The 19,669-nt window shown below is 64.0% G+C and carries 19 protein-coding genes; 10 read left to right on the top strand and 9 right to left on the bottom strand.

The window, feature by feature from the left end:
• The first annotated feature begins 110 nt into the window (after window positions 1-110).
• Both acs and IP68_RS12690 read left to right on the top strand, forming a co-directional pair.
• Window positions 111-2,069: an acetate--CoA ligase gene (gene acs / locus IP68_RS12695; protein ID WP_054135362.1), complete on the top strand. Its 1,959-nt coding sequence runs from the start codon at window positions 111-113 to the stop codon at window positions 2,067-2,069.
• Between the two features lie 104 nt (window positions 2,070-2,173).
• Window positions 2,174-2,395 (top strand): hypothetical protein, encoded by a 222-nt coding sequence (locus tag IP68_RS12690; RefSeq protein WP_054135361.1) that lies wholly within the window; start codon window positions 2,174-2,176, stop codon window positions 2,393-2,395.
• A gap of 9 nt (window positions 2,396-2,404) precedes the next feature.
• Here the strand turns inward: IP68_RS12690 and IP68_RS12685 are convergent, their stop codons facing one another.
• Window positions 2,405-3,163, bottom strand: a complete 759-nt coding sequence (locus IP68_RS12685; protein WP_197275799.1) for an A24 family peptidase — start codon at window positions 3,161-3,163, stop codon at window positions 2,405-2,407.
• A 163-nt stretch (window positions 3,164-3,326) separates the two neighbouring features.
• On the opposite strand from IP68_RS12685, the gene IP68_RS12680 reads away from it, so the two are divergent.
• The gene (locus IP68_RS12680; protein ID WP_054135360.1) at window positions 3,327-4,523 is read left to right on the top strand and encodes an acetyl-CoA C-acyltransferase; all 1,197 of its coding nucleotides are present in this window, start codon (window positions 3,327-3,329) and stop codon (window positions 4,521-4,523) included.
• A 124-nt stretch (window positions 4,524-4,647) separates the two neighbouring features.
• On the opposite strand, the gene panB is transcribed toward IP68_RS12680, so the two are convergent.
• Window positions 4,648-5,520, bottom strand: coding sequence for a 3-methyl-2-oxobutanoate hydroxymethyltransferase (gene panB, locus IP68_RS12675; protein WP_054135359.1), 873 nt, complete (start codon window positions 5,518-5,520; stop codon window positions 4,648-4,650).
• A gap of 132 nt (window positions 5,521-5,652) precedes the next feature.
• Here panB and IP68_RS12670 point away from each other — a divergent pair, with 132 nt between their 5' ends.
• The gene (locus IP68_RS12670) at window positions 5,653-6,747 is read left to right on the top strand and encodes an endonuclease/exonuclease/phosphatase family protein (protein ID WP_054135358.1); all 1,095 of its coding nucleotides are present in this window, start codon (window positions 5,653-5,655) and stop codon (window positions 6,745-6,747) included.
• Window positions 6,748-6,759: 12 nt separating this feature from the next.
• Here IP68_RS12670 and IP68_RS12665 read toward each other — a convergent pair whose 3' ends face one another.
• From IP68_RS12665 to IP68_RS12655, 3 genes are all read right to left on the bottom strand, one after another.
• Window positions 6,760-7,752, bottom strand: coding sequence for a glycerophosphodiester phosphodiesterase (locus IP68_RS12665; protein ID WP_369814862.1), 993 nt, complete (start codon window positions 7,750-7,752; stop codon window positions 6,760-6,762).
• A gap of 17 nt (window positions 7,753-7,769) precedes the next feature.
• Window positions 7,770-8,054 (bottom strand): DUF427 domain-containing protein, encoded by a 285-nt coding sequence (locus tag IP68_RS12660; RefSeq protein WP_054135356.1) that lies wholly within the window; start codon window positions 8,052-8,054, stop codon window positions 7,770-7,772.
• A gap of 101 nt (window positions 8,055-8,155) precedes the next feature.
• Window positions 8,156-8,506, bottom strand: coding sequence for an ArsC family reductase (locus IP68_RS12655; protein WP_054135355.1), 351 nt, complete (start codon window positions 8,504-8,506; stop codon window positions 8,156-8,158).
• A 205-nt stretch (window positions 8,507-8,711) separates the two neighbouring features.
• Here IP68_RS12655 and IP68_RS12650 point away from each other — a divergent pair, with 205 nt between their 5' ends.
• From IP68_RS12650 to IP68_RS12640, 3 genes are all read left to right on the top strand, one after another.
• Window positions 8,712-8,948: a hypothetical protein gene (locus tag IP68_RS12650; protein WP_054135354.1), complete on the top strand. Its 237-nt coding sequence runs from the start codon at window positions 8,712-8,714 to the stop codon at window positions 8,946-8,948.
• 26 nt (window positions 8,949-8,974) lie between these two features.
• Window positions 8,975-9,325: a hypothetical protein gene (locus IP68_RS12645; protein WP_156318130.1), complete on the top strand. Its 351-nt coding sequence runs from the start codon at window positions 8,975-8,977 to the stop codon at window positions 9,323-9,325.
• 254 nt (window positions 9,326-9,579) lie between these two features.
• Window positions 9,580-10,731 (top strand): hypothetical protein, encoded by a 1,152-nt coding sequence (locus IP68_RS12640; RefSeq protein WP_054135352.1) that lies wholly within the window; start codon window positions 9,580-9,582, stop codon window positions 10,729-10,731.
• Here the strand turns inward: IP68_RS12640 and IP68_RS12635 are convergent.
• From IP68_RS12635 to IP68_RS12625, 3 genes are all read right to left on the bottom strand, one after another.
• Window positions 10,668-11,741: an energy transducer TonB gene (locus IP68_RS12635; protein WP_197275798.1), complete on the bottom strand. Its 1,074-nt coding sequence runs from the start codon at window positions 11,739-11,741 to the stop codon at window positions 10,668-10,670. The genes IP68_RS12640 and IP68_RS12635 overlap by 64 nt on opposite strands.
• Window positions 11,742-11,810: 69 nt before the next feature.
• Window positions 11,811-13,334, bottom strand: a complete 1,524-nt coding sequence (locus tag IP68_RS12630) for a S10 family peptidase (protein ID WP_054135404.1) — start codon at window positions 13,332-13,334, stop codon at window positions 11,811-11,813.
• A gap of 96 nt (window positions 13,335-13,430) precedes the next feature.
• Complete coding sequence (locus tag IP68_RS12625; RefSeq protein WP_156318128.1) at window positions 13,431-14,930, bottom strand: hypothetical protein; 1,500 nt, start codon at window positions 14,928-14,930, stop codon at window positions 13,431-13,433.
• A 143-nt stretch (window positions 14,931-15,073) separates the two neighbouring features.
• Between IP68_RS12625 and queF the strand changes: the two genes are divergently transcribed.
• Window positions 15,074-15,532 (top strand): preQ(1) synthase, encoded by a 459-nt coding sequence (gene queF, locus IP68_RS12620; protein WP_054135403.1) that lies wholly within the window; start codon window positions 15,074-15,076, stop codon window positions 15,530-15,532.
• Here the strand turns inward: queF and IP68_RS12615 are convergent.
• A complete protein-coding gene (locus tag IP68_RS12615; RefSeq protein WP_054135349.1) occupies window positions 15,529-16,608 on the bottom strand; it encodes a phytase in 1,080 nt (359 codons plus the stop codon). The genes queF and IP68_RS12615 overlap by 4 nt on opposite strands.
• A 191-nt stretch (window positions 16,609-16,799) precedes the next feature.
• On the opposite strand from IP68_RS12615, the gene IP68_RS12610 reads away from it, so the two are divergent.
• Both IP68_RS12610 and IP68_RS12605 read left to right on the top strand, forming a co-directional pair.
• A complete protein-coding gene (locus IP68_RS12610; protein WP_082382338.1) occupies window positions 16,800-19,163 on the top strand; it encodes a TonB-dependent siderophore receptor in 2,364 nt (787 codons plus the stop codon).
• Between the two features lie 100 nt (window positions 19,164-19,263).
• Complete coding sequence (locus IP68_RS12605) at window positions 19,264-19,668, top strand: thioesterase family protein (protein ID WP_033924864.1); 405 nt, start codon at window positions 19,264-19,266, stop codon at window positions 19,666-19,668.
• Window position 19,669: the final 1 nt, after the last annotated feature.

The raw sequence follows: 19,669 nt of genomic DNA, 5'->3' as shown, positions 1-19,669 counted from the left end.
TATAGCCACCATGCGCCGGTTTGCGACGGGTTGCCGATGCGGGGCGGTTGCTGCAAAACCACGGCACGCCCAGGCCGATGCGGCCCCCCATCCTGCCAAGGACATTGCTCATGACCAGCCCCACCCCCCAGGACGCCACGGCAGAGGCGCTGATCGCGCCTCCGGTTGACCCCGAAACATGGTGCACGCCTGCACAATATGGCGAGCTTTATGCGGCATCGCTGCGCGATCCGGATGGCTTCTGGGCGCTGCAGGCGGACCGGATTGACTGGAGCGCCAAGCCGACGCGGATCAATCGATCGTCGTTCGATCCGGTCGACATCCGCTGGTACGAGGATGGCGAACTCAACCTGTGCTTCAACTGCATCGATCGACACGTCTTCGCAGGGCATGGCAGCGACACCGCGCTGATCTGGGAAGGTGACACCCCGGGTGATGTGCGCTCGCTGACCTATGACGACCTGCTGCGCGAGGTTCAGGCGATGGCGGGCGCGCTCAAGACGCTTGGCGCACAGAAGGGCGACCGGGTCACCATCTACATGCCGATGGTGCTCGAAGGCGCGATCGCGATGCTGGCCTGCGCGCGGATCGGCGCGGTGCACTCGGTGGTGTTCGGAGGGTTCTCGCCCGAGGCGCTGGCCGGGCGGATCGAGGATTGCGCGAGCCGCTTCATCGTCACCGCCGATGCCGGGATGCGCGGCGGCAAGACGGTGCCGCTCAAGGCCAATGTCGATGCCGCGCTGGAGCAGCACGGCATTGATGTAGACGCGGTGCTGGTCGTTCGCCACACCGCTTCAGATGTCACGATGACCGAAGGACGCGACCACTGGTATCACGACGTTGCCGCGACCGTCCCTGCGACGTGCCCCTGCGAGCCGATGGGGGCGGAGGACCCTCTATTCATTCTCTACACCTCTGGATCGACCGGCAAGCCCAAGGGCGTTCTCCACACCACCGGCGGTTATGCTGTCTGGGTCGCGACGACGTTCCACTACGCCTTCGATTACCGCCCCGGCGAGGTCTATTGGGGCACCGCAGATATCGGCTGGGTCACCGGGCACAGCTATTCGGTCTACGGCCCGCTGCTCAACCGCGCGACCAGCCTGCTGTTCGAGGGCGTTCCCAATTTCCCCGACCACAGCCGGTTCTGGGACATGTGCGAACGCCACGGCGTCAACATCTTCTACACCGCGCCCACCGCGATCCGCGCGCTGATGCGCGAGGGCGACGCGCCGGTCGAGAAGCACGACCTGTCCGCGCTGCGGCTGATCGGTTCGGTGGGTGAGCCGATCAACCCCGAGGCGTGGCGCTGGTATCACCGTGTCGTGGGCAAGGGGCAGACGCCGGTGATCGACACCTGGTGGCAGACCGAAACCGGAGGGATCATGATCACCACCCTGCCTTATGCGCATGCGATGCGTCCGGGCAGCGCGGGGCTGCCGTTCTTCGGGATCGATCCCGAGCTGGTCGATGCCGATGGCAACATCCTGGATGGCGCGACCGAGGGCAACCTGTGCATCGCCGCTTCATGGCCGGGACAGGCGCGCACGGTCTATGGCGACCATGACCGCTTCGTGCAGACCTATTTCAGCACCTACAAGGGCAAGTATTTCACCGGAGACGGCTGCAAGCGCGACGAGGACGGCTATTACCGGATCACGGGCCGGGTGGACGATGTCATCAACGTGTCCGGCCACCGCATGGGAACCGCCGAAGTCGAAAGCGCGCTGGTGCTGCATCCGCGCGTCGCCGAGGCTGCGGTCGTCGGTTTCCCGCACGACATCAAGGGGCAGGGCATCTACTGCTATGTCACGCTCAATGTCGGTGAGGAGGCAGACGATGCGCTGACCGCAGAGCTGAAGGCGCTGGTCCGCAAGGAGATCGGCCCGATCGCGACACCCGACCACCTCCACTTCACCCCCGCGCTGCCCAAGACCCGCAGCGGCAAGATCATGCGGCGGATATTGCGCAAGATCGCAGAGAATGACGTCGGGGCATTGGGGGATACCAGCACATTGGCCGATCCGGCGGTCGTCGATGCGCTGATCGCGGGGCGCAGGGTGGTGTAAAATCGCTGGCCAGCGCGCCGCGACTTTGGCATGATGGGGCATCGGCTTGGCTATTTTGTCGTTCGATTTCTGCGTCTTCGCAGCTTTGCCGGAAATTCCCCACCATGTTTGATACACTGCAATCCACGCTCGTCGTCGCGGGCCTGTTCGGTCTGATGGCTGCACCTTTTGTCGGCGTGATGCTGATCCTGCTCGCCATCGGAGCCTCGTCCGGGCTGATCATCGGTCTCGGCTTTCTGGCATTGCTCGCCAGCGGCACGTTTGCCGTATCGCAGCGCGGCCAGACCTTTTTGAGCAACGGCCTGCGCAAGGCGACGCGTCGCTAAGACCAGACTCTAAAAGCTGAGCAAAGCCACCGGCCAGGCCGCCGCTGCCATCAATGTGCCCAATGGAAAGCGGGTCGCGTTGTCGAGCACGGTTCCGCGCGCCTGCAGGGCGAGCGCGATGGCAAGGCCTGCGCCGCTCGCGATCAGCAGCACGAGCGGCAGCGCCTGCCAGCCCAGCCACAGCCCGATCGCGCCCAGCAGCAGCGGGTCGCCGCCGCCCAGTCCGTCGCGCCCGCGCAGCGTGCGATAGGCCAGCGCGATGCCCCACAGCATCGCCAGACCCGCGCCTGCGCCTATCAGCCGGCTGGTCACACCGGGGGGGAGGCCTGCAAAACCCGCGATCAATCCGCCGATGGCCAGCGCCAGGGTGAGCGGGTGCGGCAACCAATAGTGCCGCAGATCGAGCCAGGCGAGCGGCAGCAGCAGCCAACCAAAGGCGGCGATGCCCAGCCCCGCCCAGCCCGGGTGCAGCGCGAACGCGAGCGCGCCGATCGCGGCGGCAAAAAGCTCGATGACCAGCGTGTCGCGTCCGATCGCCGCGTTGCAGGTGGCGCACCGCCCACGAAGTGCCAGCCAGGAGATGACCGGTACAAGGTGCCAGGGGCGCAGCGCCGTATCGCACGATTCGCAATGCGAACGACCGGACAGCACCGATCGTCCCTGCGGCCAGCGGCTGACCAGTGCGGCGATGAAGCTGCCGAGGATTGCCCCCGTTATCGCTGCGGCGATCGGTGCGATCACGGGGTGCTGCAGCAGGGGCGCAAACATCGTTTCAATAGCCTTGCACCGGGAAGGGGGACGCGTCCTAAGCCTTAGCGGGCTTGGGTCGCGCGTGAAAAGCGCTTTTGCATGACGCGTGCGGCATTTGAAATGCAGCGTTGCTTGCTCTAGGGGAAACCGCATCATTGAACCTGCCAGAGGACCGAATGTCATGACCGCATTTTCCGCCGCCGATCCCGTCGTCATCCTGTCCTATGCGCGCACCCCGATGGGCAGCTTTCAAGGCAGCCTGTCCGGTGCGAGCGCGACCGATCTGGGCGCCACGGCAGTCAAGGCAGCGGTCGAGCGCGCCGGAGTATCGGGCGGCGATGTCGAGCGGATCTACATGGGCTGCGTTCTGCCCGCAGGCCTCGGCCAGGCTCCCGCGCGCCAGGCTGCGCTCAAGGCTGGATTGCCGACATCCGTCGAGGCCACCACGGTCAACAAGATGTGCGGAAGCGGAATGCAGGCCACGATCATGGGCGCCGAGGCGCTGGCATCGGGTTCGGTCGACCTGCTGGTGGCCGGCGGCATGGAAAGCATGACCAACGCGCCGTATTTGCTGACCAAGCATCGCGGAGGGGCGCGGATCGGGCATGACCGGGTGATGGACCACATGTTCCTCGATGGCCTCGAAGATGCCTATGAACCGGGTCGCGCTATGGGCAGCTTTGCCGAGGAAACCGCAGGCGAATATCAGTTCACCCGCGAGGCACAGGATGACTATGCGGTGACCTCGCTGACCCGTGCGCAGCACGCTCAGACCTCGGGCGCGTTCGACCGCGAGATCGTCGCGGTGGAGATAACGGGCCGCAAGGGCACCGAGACGGTCGACAAGGACGAGCAGCCGCTCAAGGGCGACGCCAGCAAGATCCCGACGCTCAAGCCCGCCTTCGCCAAGGATGGCACGATCACCGCCGCCAACGCCTCGTCGATCTCCGATGGCGCAGCAGCGCTGGTGCTGACGCGGCAGAGCGTCGCCGATCGCCTCGGTCTCAAGCCGGTCGCGCGGATCGTCAGCCACGCGGCGCACGCGCATGCCCCGGCAAAGTTCACCACCGCGCCGGTCGATGCGAGCCGCAAGGCGATGGAAAAGGCCGGTTGGAGCGTCGATGACGTCGATCTGTTCGAGGTCAACGAGGCATTTGCCTGCGTCTCGATGATTGCGATGCGCGACCTCGGCATCCCTCACGACAAGGTCAATGTCCATGGCGGTGCGACCGCGCTTGGCCACCCGATCGGCGCCAGCGGTGCGCGGATCATCGCGACGCTGATCTCCGCGTTGCAGACGCGCGGCGGCACGCGCGGCGTTGCGTCGCTGTGCATCGGTGGCGGCGAGGCGACCGCGGTGGCGCTTGAGCTGATCTGAGGCGACTGCGGCTCTGCCACCGGGAGAACAATTTGAACGTCACCCCCCCCGCAAAGGCGGGGGTGACGCTTCTGCGCCAAGGTCAGAGAAAGCGGGAGCCCCGCGTGCGCGGGAATGACGAAGGTCAGTCCTTCGGCGCGTAGGTCTGGTCGGCGCTGGGGAAGCTGCGCGCGGTGACTTCGGCGGAATAGCTCTTCACCGCGGTTTCGATCACGCCTGCAAGGTTCTCGTACTTCTTCACGAAGCGCGCGGTCCGTTCGAACAGGCCCAGCATGTCTTCGGTGACCAGCACCTGGCCATCGCATTGTGCAGACGCGCCGATACCGATGACGATCGCTGCAACCGCCTCGGTCACAGCGATGGCGATCGGTTCGACCACGCCTTCGACGACGATGGCAAAGGCGCCTGCCTTGTCGAGCGCGACTGCATCGCTGACGATCTTGTCGGCTTCTGCGCCCGAGCGCCCGCGCGCGGCATAGCTGCCCAGGATATTGATCGCCTGCGGGGTGAGCCCGACATGGCCGACCACGGGGATGCCGCGCTCGGTGAGAAAGCGCACGGTGGGCGCCATCGCGGCGCCACCCTCGAGCTTGACTGCCGCCGCGCCGGTTTCCTTGAGCAATCGTGCGGCGCTGGCAAAGGCCTGCTCGGGCGAGGCTTCATAGCTGCCGAACGGCATGTCGATGACGACGATGCTGTGATAGCTGCCACGCACGACCGCAGCGCCATGCGCGGCCATCATCTCGAGCGTGACGGGCACCGTGCTGGGCAGGCCATATATCACCTGGCCCAGCGAATCGCCCACCAGCAGCATGTCGCAATGCGGATCGAGCAACTGCGCCATGCGCGCGGTGTAGGCGGTGAGCATCACCACCGGCATATCGGTGACGCCACCTGCCTTGCGCCGCTGGATCGCGGGCACGGTCAGGCGCTTCATGGGCGCGGGCGTCGGATTGGCGCGGCTGGTCGATGTATCGAGCGTGTAGGTCGTGGACATAGAGGCAGGTGTAGCGGCGCACACGGCGCTCTGCAAACACAACGGCGCAGTAAGGGACGCCGCGCTTGCCTAATCCCGCGCAGCACGCGACAAGGGTCCTCTCTTTTCCTTCCACAACGGATATGATTCAGGATGCTGCGAATCCTTGTTTTTGTGCTGGCCGCCATTGCCGCAACCGGCACGACGCTCAGCCTGCTGACCAGCTATCGCTGGTACATCCGCATGTGGGACTTTCCGCGTGTCGCGCTCATGGTGCTTGCCGCGATCGCTCTGGTTGCGGCGGTGCCGGTGCTGACCGGATGGGTCCGCGCCGCGGTTGTGGTGGCGATGCTGCTGGTGATCGGCTGGCAGGGATTTCGCATCTATCCGTATACCCCCTTCGCCAGGGCCGAGGTCGCAAAGGCGGTGATCAACCGTGAAAACTGCATCTCCGCTTTCTCGTTCAACGTGCTGCAGACCAACCGCGATTATGCGCGCACGATCCAGCTGATCGACCGCGAAGACCCCGACATCGTGCTGCTGCTGGAAACCGACAAGCTGTGGGAAGATGCCCTCAAGCCTGTCATCGACCGTTATCCCCACCGCTCGTCCGCGCCGCTCGACAATCTCTACGGGCTGATCCTGCTGTCGCGGCTGCCGGTGGAGGATGCCGAGATTACCTGGCTGATCGACAAGGAAACCCCATCGGTGTTCGCGACCATGCAGACCAAGGCCGGTGCGCAGTTCCGCTATATCGGCCTGCACCCGCGTCCGCCCCAGCCGGGCGAGGACACCGAAAAGCGCGATGGAGAGATCGCGATCGCCGCGCGCCACGCCAAGGAAACGAAGCTGCCCGTGCTTGCAATGGGCGATTTCAACGATGTCGCCTGGTCGCGCACCTCGCAGATGTTCAAGCGGATCGGGGGCTATCTCGATCCGCGCATCGGCCGCGGGCTGTACGCGACCTTCCCGGCCAATCTGCCCGGGCTGCGCTGGCCGCTCGACCATCTGTTCATGTCGCCAGATTTTACCTTGGTGGACATGAAGGTGCTGGAAAATGTGGGGTCGGACCATCTCCCGGTGCTGGCCAAGGTCTGCCTGGCGCCGCGTGCCGCCAAGGTGCTCAACGACGAGCCCGCAACCCCCGATGCCGCCGATCACAAGGACATGCGCGAGGCGATCCGTGACGGCAAGCAGGCCGCGCGGGAGGAAGGGACCGCATCGGGCGGATCGCCGCCTCCGCCCTGATCGCGCGTCTCGTCACCGGGCGGCGGCGACGCCTTCTACGACATTGTCTGTAAAATAGCCGTCGATCCTCGTGGCGAGGAAGGCGCGTATTTCGGCGGTGACATTGCCGGTCCCGGCAGGGTCGGTGCCGATGCGCAGATCTTTCGACAGGAAATAGTTCTCGCGGCGGAACGTCCAGACATGGACCTTCAGGCCCGCCGCATGCGCGTCGCGCACCAGCGCCGTCGGCTCGGCCAGATCGCCGCTGGCATCGCGCGGGATGACCATCGCCTTTTCTACTCCGATCGCATTGGCGTATCGCGCGATATCGGCAAGGCCCTGCTGCGTGCTCATTTCGGCATACGTTATACCGGGCAGATCGGGTGGGCCGAAGGCGCCCGCCATCAGCTGCACCAGCGGCAGCTTGGTCATGCCGCGCAGGCGTTTGAGGTTCTCGACCTCGAAGCTCTGGATGAAGACGGGGTCGTCCGCTCCGTCATAGCCGGCATCGCCCAGCATCGTGACCAGCTTCTCCTCGATCGGGAGCCCGATCGAGCGGAAATAACTGGGGTGCTTGGTTTCGGGATACAGCCCGATCGTCCGCCCCGTCTCGCTTTGCCGCTTGCGTACCAGCGCGATGATTTCAGCGAGCGTCGGCACTTCGTAGCGCCCATCGAACGCGGTGTTCGCCTTGCGAAGCTGCGGCAGACGCTCCTTCGCGCGCAGCGTCTTCAATTCGGCGAGCGTGAAATCCTCGGTGAACCAGCCCGTGAGCGTCTGGCCGTCGATCAGCTTGCTGGTCTTGCGGCTGGCAAACTCAGGTCGCGCAGCGACGTCGGTGGTCTCGGAAATCTCGTTCTCGTGCCGCGCCACCAGCACGCCGTCGCGGGTGCTGACAAGGTCGGGCTCGATAAAATCTGCCCCCTGATCGATCGCCAGAGCATAGGCCTCGAGCGTATGCTCGGGCCGCTCCCCGCTCGCCCCGCGATGCGCGATGACGAGGGGGTTGGCGCTGCTTGCGAGCATCATGAAGGCGCTCAGGATCACGCGGTGACCTCGACGCCCTTCCAGAACGCGAGCCGGTCGGTGATCTCCTTGGCCGCATCCTTGGGCTCAAGGTAGTACCATACGGCGTCGGCATTGGTCTTGCCGTCGACCTCGAGCGAATAATAAGACGCGGTGCCCTTCCAGCCGCACACACTGGTGGTGGCGCTGGGTTTGAGCAGATCGGCGCGAACGCTGTCGCGCGGGAAATAGTGGTTGCGCTCGACTACGACGGTATCGTCGCTCTCGGCGATGACGGTACCGTTCCAGATGGCCTTGGGCATGACTGCATTCTCCTGTCAGTGGTCCCTCGTAGATGGGGACGGAGACAGCGATATGACAGCGGCGCAGCCCAAATCTTCAGGCCAAATCTTCAGGCCGAATTTCAGCCGAGTGCGCTCGCATAGACATCCGGCTTGAAGCCGACCAGCACGCCGCCGGGATGCTCCAGCACCGGCCGCTTGATCAGCGAAGGCTGCTCGACCATCAGCGCGATCGCCTTGTCACGGGTGATGTCCGCCTTGTCCGCGTCGGGGAGCTTGCGGAAGGTCGTGCCCGCCTTGTTGAGCAGCACCTCCCATCCTACGACATCCGCCCAGGCGTTCAGCTTGCCGGAGGTTATCCCGACTTTCTTGTAGTCGTGGAAATCATAGGCCAGTCCCTGCGCCTCGAGCCAGACGCGCGCCTTCTTCATCGTGTCGCAATTGGGGATGCCGTGGAGAGTGATCTTGGTCATCGATGTCCTTGCGCATTCTTGCCGTGCCCGGTGGGCGTGGGATTTTTTCGGAGGCAATCGAGATGCCAGCTTTTCGTACCGCCGTCAAAAAAGGCGTCGTTCAGCAAACGCCCCCCCAAGCCGACTTCCCACCGTCAGTCTCAGCCTTTGAACTTTTGACCGTACGGTCGGTTGCGAATTCCCCTCGTGTATGCGAGCGTTACCTATGGCAGTTTTTAGTAACCTCGATGAAAACGTCGTTGTCACCAGAGGCCATCTCCTGATGTGGCGAGCGCTAGCTACGATCTTCGCGGGCAATTCGCTGATTTTCGCGGGAATGCAGTTTGATGGCTGGCTCGAGCTTGTGACAGTTGTTTCAGGCGGTCTTTTCAACGTAATCGGTTTGGTCGTGCTTCTTGCAACCTTCCGTCACGCTTCAATAAAGTCCAAGCGGCAAGCCTGAAATTCTTCGAAAACGCCCTGCGAAGCATGACTGAAAAGAGCCGCCATTTGGCAAACGAGCCCTTTTCGAGGATTGCCGGACGGGTTAAAAAGAAGGGGCAGTTTCCTGTAAGGGGAGAATGGTTTCCCATGACGCGAACTCGGACCATGGCCCTGGCATTTGCCCTATTGTGCGGCACCTTCATGATCCTGGCGGCCTTCTGGCTTCATGCCGGGCTGTTGAAGGGCGCAGAATTGTTGGCTGACACCGTCAAGACCAGCTGGTCTGGCGAACAGATTGCAACGTTCATGCAATATGCCGCGCCGCTTTCGCTGATCATGGTCGGGCTCGGTCTCGCCTTGATGTTCTGGTCAACGGAACGCGCCAAGAAGCAATGAGGGCTCCATCAGACTGTTTTGCAATAAAGCCAACCTGTCGTTGCGAATTCGACCAATGAACAGCAGTTACTCGGAGGCGATGCACCTCCAAGCCGGGGAGGGCGACTTTCCTTCCGGTATTGCTGCAACCTGAAATTCATTTGTCGATCCGAAGGCGGAAAACAGGCAAGCCATTTCGAGCTATGCTACGCGTTGATTGCTGGTTCGGCACAGGCCGGTTCTTGGGTCGTTGGTGGTTATCTGGGAGTTCGTTTATGCAGGGGCGTGCATCAATCCTCACGGTCGCGCTTGCGCTGTGCGCCGGGCAAGCGGCAGCACAGCCCTCAAACACGCCGCCCGCCGATCTGAGTGTGCGAATGGGCGACACGGTCGCGATGTTCATCAACAATCAACCCGTGCGCTTTCGTCTGGCACCGGATGCCGTCTCGGTGCCGACCGTGAATGCCGATGTGGCAGAGAAGGTCGGACTGAAGCCCAGCATGATCGGGTATGTGTATTTGATCGGACCGGTGAAGATCGCCCTGCGAACCGACAATGTAAAGTATCGTGCAGGAACCACGTCCTTCAAGAGCCGCACGGCTTTCAGTGACCGGAGAGTGGCGGACGGCGCCGATGGCGTTGCCGGCCCTGCCACATTCCCGTTCCGGCGCACCATATTTGTCTTGCGGGACCTGCAGGCGGGCGATCAGGCGATGACCTTCCCCCTCGACAAGGATATGGGCCTCAGCCAGACAGGCATGAAGATCGACGTTGGCGGCAAGCCGGTCTACGTCGCGTTCTCCCTGGCTCGTGCAGAAAGTGTGGTGACTGCAACCGGCGGGCGATGGATCGCCGATGTGCATGGCGGGCGGTTCAACGGGGATGCCCGCGAGGCACCGATCCTGTATGAAATACCGCGTCCCATCCGCCGCCTAGAGCTCGATCGGCCCCTGATGCTCGGCGATCTGGAGATACGCAATCTTGCAGTCCGCGTTTCGGACATGGGCAACTCCCAAGGCATCCCCGACGGCGCTGCTCCCGACCAGGATCTCGACGAGATTGTGGTCACGGGCGACAGCAAGCGCAAGGTCCCGACCCAGCGGCTGTACATCGGCTTGGATACGATCGGCCACTGCGCGTCGCTCACCTATGACTTCAAGGCTGGCACAGTCACCTTGATGTGCCCGAAACAGCCATCTGCTGGGGCCACAGGCTCAAGCGCGGGGATCTCGGGAAAAAACCTTCGTTCGGCAAACGACTCTTTTGTGGTCATTCCTCCTCGAGACGGTGGATGTGTCCAGGTCACCATCATGTGTGATCCGAGCAAGCGTCGCCAAGCCTGGATGCGGCCACGGCAAGGTGCTTACGGATCTTCGCGCTGGTCTGATCCCATCATGAACTTGACCCGCTCGGTGCATCCGACATAGCCCCGGTTCGTCGCTGCCTTGCCGCCGCGAACGACGATGGCAGCCTGTGCGCCGAAGTCTTCGCTTGGCTCGCTCGCGACGACCTGGATGTTCGAGACTTCGCCCCATGGTGCGACATCATAGGTGACGATGGCCCACCCCTCGATCGCGCGGCGGCGATAGGGCTCCGGGAAGCGCAGCGCAGGCTGCACGGCCCAGTCGTGGCGGGCAGGGCAGGTCGCGCCGGCGGGGCGGAACTGCTGCTCATCGGGTAATGCCGGGGCCGGTAGCGGAGCAGGGCTGAGCCAATAGGGGAACCGGCAGCCCTGGCGTCCGCCCTTGTAATAGCGCGTCCTTGCCACGGCATCCCTGCTCGCGGCGTCAAGTGCGGCATTCCGGCTTCCCGCGACGGTTGCGATGTTGGTGGTCGCTCCGTTTTCCTCGATGTCATAGCCAACCATCGACCACTCGCGCACGCCGGGGGTTGCCGCAATCGCCTTAAAATGGGGAAAGGCGCGGGTTTCGATCCCCAGCGCGCGCTCGTCGCGGCAGTTGCTGTCGCCGTTGATGCGCTCCCAGCCCGGCCTGGGCAGGGGGCCGGATATCGCGTTCACCGAATAGGCGATGAGATCGGCAACCGGCGCCCCATTCAGGCTCATCTGCTCTGGAGCGTAGCTGATCGTGCAGTCGGAACGCGGCTGGCCTGCTGCAAACCGGCTCGCCGCAAGCGAGGGCGCGATGTCTTCCGAGCCATTGGCCCGTGCGTCCTTCGGGACCCGGCGTATCGCCATCGTCCGACCGCTCGGATCGATGGCGAACGTATAGGTCACCGTGTTGCCTGCAACCTGGCTCGCCCATGACAGGGTCGCCAGCGGGCGCTCGAGGGACCTGGGTCTGACGACTGTCCCAGCGCAGCGGACCTCCCCCGGAACCCAGGCAAGCAGCGCCCGCTCGGTGTTCGGGGGGGCAGGTGGCGCAGGCGGAACGGCGATCGCGGAAGGCGCCACAACGGCAAGGAGAAGAGCTTTCATCATACCATCATGCCCCGGAATCATTACGGCCATAAGGCTGACAACGCTCGTCGGCGATTTTGTTCCAGCTCAGCGCCTGCGCATGAAGTCCCGGATATCGCGCGACAATTTGGTGAGGTCCGTCTCGTTGACATACATCATGTGGCCGGCGTCGTAGCTGGTGTACTCGATCCGGTCGGTGGGAATGCCGGTGCGGGTCAGCGAATATTCGGCGCCGAAGAACGGGGTGGCGAAATCGTACCAGCCCTGCGCCACCAGCACGCGAAGCCCGCTGTTCTCGCGCAGCGCGCGGCCGATATAGGGTGCGACGTTCTTGTAGTAGCGCGCTTCGCCGCCATTGCCGGGCAGATCCCAGTCCCAGTCGCGGATGCCGCCGATGGTGACATATTGCCGCTCCGGGCTGAATTTCAGCTCCTGCCGGACATAGGCGTTGAAGGCCGCGGTGTAGCTGCCGTCGATGCCATAAAAGCTGGGATCGTTGTCTGGGGTTTCGCCGGCATTGTCGAAGTCCTTGCCGGTGTAGCGCGCATCGAGCCGCCCGACGACCAGTCCTCGATCGCGCAGCAGCTCCTTGTAGAACCGGCTGGGCGTGACGCGCAGGTCGGCGCTTTCAAGATACTGCTCGGTCAGCCCGGTATAGCGCGAAAGCTTCGCACGGATCGCGGCGCGTTCCTCGCCTACCAGCGCAGAGCCCTTCATCAAGGCGGGCAGATATTCGTTGGTCGCAAACACCTTGGCCTCGGCGGCGAGCGCGGCAGGGCCGGTCCCCGATGCCGCCGGCGTTGTCTTTCCGTGGTAGAGCGCGGTCACCGCCATGCTGGGGACCATCAGCACATAGGGCATTTCATTGCCCGGGACCTCGGCCTGCGCGCCGAAATCGAGGATGGTGGAGATCAGCAGCAGTCCGTTGAACGCGACGTCGTTGTACGTGCCTTCGAGCTCGTTCACCACCGCAGCGGTGCGGGTGGTGCCATAGCTCTCTCCGCCCAGATATTTGGGCGCGTTCCAGCGGTTGTTCTCCGACAGCCAGGTGCGGATGAACTGCGCGATAGACTTGGCGTCCTTGGTGACGCCCCAGAATTCCTTGGGATCGGTATCGCCGAGAGCGGTGGAAAAGGCCGTGCCGACCGGATCGATGAACACGATGTCGGTCACGTCGAGCAGGCTGTCGGGGTTTTCGACGATGCGATAGGGCGGGGCACCGTCGTCGCGGCCGTCATTGGGGATGGCGACTCGCTTGGGGCCGAACGCGCCCATATGCAGCCACAGCGATCCCGACCCCGGGCCGCCGTTGAACAGGAACGTCACCGGGCGGTTGGCGTCGGCACCATCCTTGACATAGCTGACCGAAAAGATCCGCGCCCGCGGGTTGCCCTTGTCGTCCTTGAGGAAGGTGTCGCTGGCGGTGGCTGTATAGGCGATCCGCTGGCCGCCGAAGGTACCCGAATGCCGGGTCACCGATACCATCGGCTCGGCCCGCACGGGCGCTGCCTTTTCGCTGTCCTTGCCGCCGCCCTTGGCCGCATCCTGTGCCAGCAGCGGCGCCGATGCCAGGCAAAGCGCGATCGCCGCAGAACCAATCCAGCTGCGCATCATGTCATCCTTTTTGTGCAGAAAATCCGTATACAATCTGCAACTTGGCACGGCAGGCCGCTGCTTGGCAAGACGCCAGCGGCGGAGCGATGACGATCAGGCGGGCTGCAGCGGACGCTGGCCCACCTCGGTGAACCGGCGCGGGCCAAGGTCAAGCCGCAACGGGCCGACGCGCGGGCCAGGGGGCGAGCTTTCCTCGCCGATCACGAACGACTGGGTCACGGCGTAGCGCGTGCCATCGGGGCCGGTATAGCCGATCCAGATGTGTACGACGGGGACGAACAGCAGCCGACCCTGCATCTCGATCGGCTCGATCTGCTCGAGCGGCAGCCGGATCTGCCCCTCGCAACGGCGGGTCGCATCGGCCGCGATATCGTCGAGCGTCTGCAGCTTCGGCAGCAGGACATCCCCGCGCAGCGGGTCAATCGTCGGCGGCATGCCGCGCCGCGCCTGCACCACAGCGCCGTGAAGCACGACCTCGCTGACGGTGATGTCGGACATGTTGGTGATGCCCAGGTGATACCGGGCGATGGCGTTGACCAGCGTCACATCGATACCCAGCGTGGTGAAATCGAGCAGCAGCCTGGGCGGCTGGGCTACCGACGCGGCAACGCTTGACGTCTCGGGGGCAGGTTCCGGCGAGGCTTGCGGCGCAGGCGCGGGTGGCTTGGAAGGTTCGGCTGCGACTGGTCGTGCAGGTGCGGGAGCAGGCGCAGGTGCCGGGCTGGCTCCGAAGGCAAAGCCGCCGCCTTGCAGCGTGCCGAAAGGCGCCGATGCGGGGAGCGGAGCGGGGCGCGGTGCAGGCTGCGGGACTTGCTGGCCAGAGGGCTGTCCAGAAGGCTGAGGAGCGGGCCGGGAAAAGGCTTGTGCAGCAGGCTGGGCGCTCGGCTGCGGCACCGGCGGAGGGGTGCGCAGGGGCGGGGTCGGGACCGTCGCGGTGGGCACAGCCGGAGCTGGCGGAGCCGCCGCCTCGGCGCGAGCAGACGAGCGCTGGCGCAGCGCCATTGCGATCAGGCTGACCAGCGCGATCAGCCCTGCGCCCAGCCACCACCAGATCGATCCGTCGGCGGGGGCGTTGTCCGTATCCAGCTCGGGTACGGCACCAGGTTGCGTGTCATCGGGAATTGCCGGAGTCGGTAGCGGCAGCGTTGCAGGCGCATCCACAGGAATGTCGGTCGCATTGTCCTGGGACTGCTCACCAGAGTCTTGCGGTGTTGCGGGCTCGGCTTGAATAGGGGCAGGGGCAGTCTGGCGTGGTTCGCGCTGGGTCCGCGGCGTGTCCGCCCGCTGACTGGCGGCGTCGCGCTGGCGCTGTTGCGGGGTGGGCACGGGCACCGGGGCGATGCTGGGCAGCGACGGGCTGGTGGTGCTTGGCGCGGGTTCGTCGGTACGGCGCGGCGGCGACGATTCGGCATCGACCGGGCCCTGCACATCGCTCGGCGGTTGCTGCTGCGGCGGCGCGCCTGCCGGAAGCGAAAACCCGCCCGAAGGTGTTTCCTGCGCAGACACAGCTTCCGCACCCGCAGACGATACCGCCACCACGAGCGCCAGGACCACCGGCACGACCTTGCGATACCCTGTCTGCGTTGCGTCCATGCTCTTGATCTTCCCCATCGTACCCCGAACGGCCCTGTTTTCCTGCGACACAAGGTCTTCCTGCAACGCCGGTGGCGCGCTTAATCCGCGCTGAATGCATTGCAGGAGATGACATCAGCCGTGTGCCGCATTAGATGAGGCGCATGTCCGATCAACCCCAAACACGCTTTCTGGGCAAAGACAGCCCGATGCCGACATCGCCCGAGACCGCGGTGCTGGATTATGTAGCCAACCCGCGTCCCGGCAAACCGTATCTGGTGCGCTTTGCCGTGCCCGAGTTCACCTCGTTGTGCCCGGTGACCGGGCAGCCCGATTTCGCGCATCTGGTCATCGACTACGCACCCGACCAGGTGATGGTCGAATCCAAGTCGCTCAAGCTGTTCCTGGGCAGCTTCCGCAACCATCAGGCGTTTCACGAGGACTGCACCGTGGGAATCGGCGAGCGGTTGTTCGACGAGATGCAGCCGCACTGGCTGCGCATCGGCGGTTACTGGTATCCGCGCGGCGGCATCCCGATCGACGTGTTCTGGCAATCGGGCGAACCGCCTGCGGGGCTTTGGCTGCCGCCGCAGGAGGTTCCGGGCTATCGCGGGCGGGGCTAGAGCCCCAGGGCTGCCAGGATCGCCGCCCAGCTCACCAGCTTGAAGTTCTGCGTTCCGCCGCCATTGTCGCCATCCTGCGCGATAAACACGCCCTGCTCGAAGCCGGGGCCGAAATTGCCCGTTGCTAGCTCGATCCCGTCGGTTTCGGACGTGCCGTCGAGCATTCCGCCGTTGATGCGGAAGCGGCCCAGCAGCCTGCCCGTGGCGGTATCGAACACCGCATAGGCATTGTCGCCCTGGCTCGATGCGACGAGCCAGCTGCTGGCAACTTCGCGCGCTGCAATCGCCAGGCCTTCGACGTCGGCGACCAGCGCCTTGCCATCGGCTGCGGCAAACAGGACGGGCGCAGCATCGGGGCGCGCGACATCGATCTTCCAGATGCCGACATCTTCCTCGCCGACGAACAGCGATCCAGTCGCAGGGTCGATCACGCAGCCTTCGATCTGGGTCGCCAGCTTCCAGCTCGCGCCCATCTGGTGTTCGACTTGGCCCTGCTTGTGGGAGATGCGAATCTGGCGGACGCTGCCGTCCTTGATCGCGGCATAGACCGTCATCGCATCAGCCGCGCCCACCATGGCGGTGCGCGGGGCGGGGGCGACGCACACGCCATAGCCTTCGCCCGGACCGCTGGGTACGCTGGCGAGCGGGGAGAGTGCTGCTGTGACCGGATCGAGCAGGAACAGCGCCAGCTTGGAATTGACCGGATCGGTGCGGTCGCTGGCGATCACCACGATACCGTGCTCGCCCGCCTGCAGCGCAACGTTGTTGTAGCGCCCCGTCAGCGACGATCCGCGCACCTTGCCATCCATGCCATAGACGTACAGCCCCGCCTTCTTGTCGGTGCCGACTATCAGGCTGGCGGCTGGGTTGTCCGGGTTGCGCCAGATTGCCGGATCGTCCGCTGCATCGGCATTCGCCGTGCCCACCGGATCGGTTTCGCGCGCCGCGGCGACATCGGTTGCGGGCAGGGCATTGGCGATGCGGGTTGCAAGCGGAACCTCCCTGGACGCGCATCCCGTCGCGACAAGGGCCAGCAAGCTGCAGCCCAGCAGGGCGATGCGAGGAAAAGCGATCATGAGCAGATGTTCCTTTGAACAAGCGGACGAAGTGACCCGGCGCCGCTGCCACGGGGATGCGACGCGTTCATGACAGTTTTGCGCACAAACTGACGCAAATCCGCAATCCTGGCGTCATCCATCCGTCGCCGAGCGCTGTTAGCGGCGCTGCGACAGCGGACTTGCCGCTGATTGATTCGGGGGTTTTCGATATGACGAAATTTCAGGGCTTCGGCCTGCGCGCGCGCCGCGTGATGCTTGCGGGTATTGCCGGACTTGCGATGGTTCCGAGCCTTGCCGCCGCACAAGAGACGGTAGCGGACGATCAGCAGCGCCCCGATGGCGATCAGGCGATCGTGACCTCGCAGGACATCGTGGTGCAGGGGCAGATCGGCTATCGAAACCGCATCGATGGCGCCGAGCCGGTGCTGGAATACGGAACCGAATATTTTCAGCGCTTCGAACCGCTGACCGCTGGCGACGCGCTCAAGCGCGTTCCTTCGGTCACCTTCCTGTCCGATGTCATCGAAAGCGATGGCCCCCGGCTGCGCGGCCTGCCTCCCGGCTATACCCAGATTCTGATCAACGGCGAGCGCGTGCCCGGCGGCCAGGCCGACCGCTCGTTCTTCCTCGATCGCATTCCCGCCGAGCTGATTTCGCGGGTCGAGATCGTCCGTTCCAACTCCGCACGCCGCACCGGGGATGCCGTCGCAGGATCGCTCAACATCGTGCTGCGCGATGGCTATCAGCTTGATGGCGGCTATGTCCGCGGCGGAGCGCTCTATTATGACGATGAGGAGTTCGAGCCCAGCTTCGGCGCGGTGTTCGGCGGCAAGGTTGGCCCGGGTCGTCTGCTGATCGGCGGCAACTTCCAGGGTCGCCACAATCCCAAGCTCAAGTCGAGCCTGCGCTTCAGCGATTCGCCCGAGAACAACCCCAGCTTTGCCACGCAGGATTTCGACAATCGCGAGGATCAGACCGATACCCGTGACGGCAAGGATTACTCGGTCAACGCCACTTACGAAATTGACGGCGCGGACACCAATTTCCAGCTGCGCGGTTTCTATGTCCGCACCGACCGCACCGAAGATGAGCGCAGTTTCGAATACAACGATCCCACCGCAATTAACGGTCCAGTCCGCAATGGTGCCGCCAGCGGCAATTTGCTCACCGACAACGCCAATGTGAACGAGATCGATCAGGAGAACTTCACGATCGACGGCAAGCTGTCGCATCAGTGGTCTGCGGGCAAGACGACGCTTCGGATCGGCTATGCCAATTTTGACGACAAGCAGCGCGAGACCGAGTTCGAGGTCGATTTCGACCGCCCCACCCCGCGCTTTACCGGCGATTTCACGACGCTTGATGTAAGCGATAGCGAATTCACCGTGAAGCTCGAACATGCGGTGGACCTGGCCGACGAGGTCAAGCTGGTGTTCGGCGGTTATTATCAGGACAAGGACCGCGACACCGCGATCCTGACCGTACGCAACCGTTTCAATGTTGCGGCCGCCCGCAACTGGAACCAGTTCGAGCGCAACCCGACCGAACTCAACACCGCTTTCGCCGCGCCCGCCTTCACGCCCGGGAGCATCAATTCCATCGAGGAACGCCGCATCGACGGCTTCGCCTTGGTCGAGGGTCGCAATGGCGGGTTTTCGTGGGAAGCGGGCGTTCGCTACGAGACGACCGACCTGACGATCATCGACGCCACCGGTGCGGCCGCCGGCGCGCTGGGCAATGACTATTCCAAGCTGCTGCCCTCGGCCTCGTTCAAGTACGACATCACCGATCAGGACCGCATCATCGGATCGGTGGCGCGCACCAACCGAAGGCCTGAGTTCAACTTTCTCTCCCCGGCGCTGCTCGAGGCAGAGCTTGGCGACAACGATTTGCTGGGCAATCCCGGGCTCGATCCCGAAACCGCCTGGGGCTTTGATCTTGGCTATGAGCGGCGCATCGGGCGGGGCGGCATCGTCGGCATCAACTTCTTCTACCGCGACGTCCAGAACCTGATCGAACTGACCAACACCGGCGTTGTCGGTTCGGAAGGCGCCGGAACTTTCGTCTTCCAGCCGCTCAATATCGGCGACGGCAAGGTCTATGGTGTCGAGTTCGACCTTTCGACCGACCTTGGCTTCCTCGGCCTTCCGGACACCGGCATCTTCGGCAACGTTTCCTATCTGGACAGCGAAATCACCGACGTCTTCGGCAAGCGCCGGTTCAACGACCAGTCCAAATATGTCTACAACTTTGGCGCCATCCAGGACGTCAAGTCGATCGGCATCGCGTTTGGCGCGACCTATCGCAAACAGGGCAACGCCTTTGGCCGGGTGATCGGGGAGGAAGTGACGACCAGCTACGGCGCCGATCTCGAGATCTTCATCGAGAAGCGTTTCGGCAACAGCCTGACCATCCGTGCGGTGGGGTCCAACCTGCTGAACGGCAAAAAGCGCGAAGTGTTCAACAAGTTCACCACCGTCGAAGACCAGACCGATCGCAGCTTCGACGAGTATGAACTCGAAGCGGAGGAAGCCGGACCGGTGTTCCAGGTGATCGCCCGTTACGCATTCTGAACCGCGGCTGACCTGCCGATCCTCGCAATGCCGCGAGCCTGTCCGGGCTCGCGGCATTTCCGCTTCCGTAAACTGCTGACTCCAGCTACATTCGTGCCCGATGACAAACCCCACAGCCATAAGCCACGATCACCCGATTTCCGTCGATGCTTCCGAGATCGATTTCATGGGGCACGTCAACAATGCCCATTATCTCAAATGGGTGCAGGATGCGGTGGTTGCGCACTGGCAGAACATCGCCCCGCCCCAGGCGGTGGCCGAGCATCTGTGGGTCGCGCTCAAGCACGAGATCACCTATCGCAAGCCTGCTTTTCTCGACGATCAGGTGATCGCCACCGTGGTGCTGGAGAAGGTTCACGGCGCGCGCGCCTTCTACGAGACAATCATCCGCCGCGGCGAGGATGTGTTGGCCGAAGTCAAATCGAGCTGGTGCTGCCTCGATGCTGAAACGCTGCGCCCCGCGCGGCTGGCCGAGGATATCAAGCGCCGCTTTTTCGGCAGCTGAT

It is taken from the genome of Blastomonas sp. AAP25 (assembly GCF_001295965.1).
Taxonomy (GTDB): domain Bacteria; phylum Pseudomonadota; class Alphaproteobacteria; order Sphingomonadales; family Sphingomonadaceae; genus Blastomonas; species Blastomonas fulva.
The sequence above is the reverse complement of the archived record's forward strand: the minus strand, read 5'-3'. Positions and strand labels throughout refer to the sequence as shown.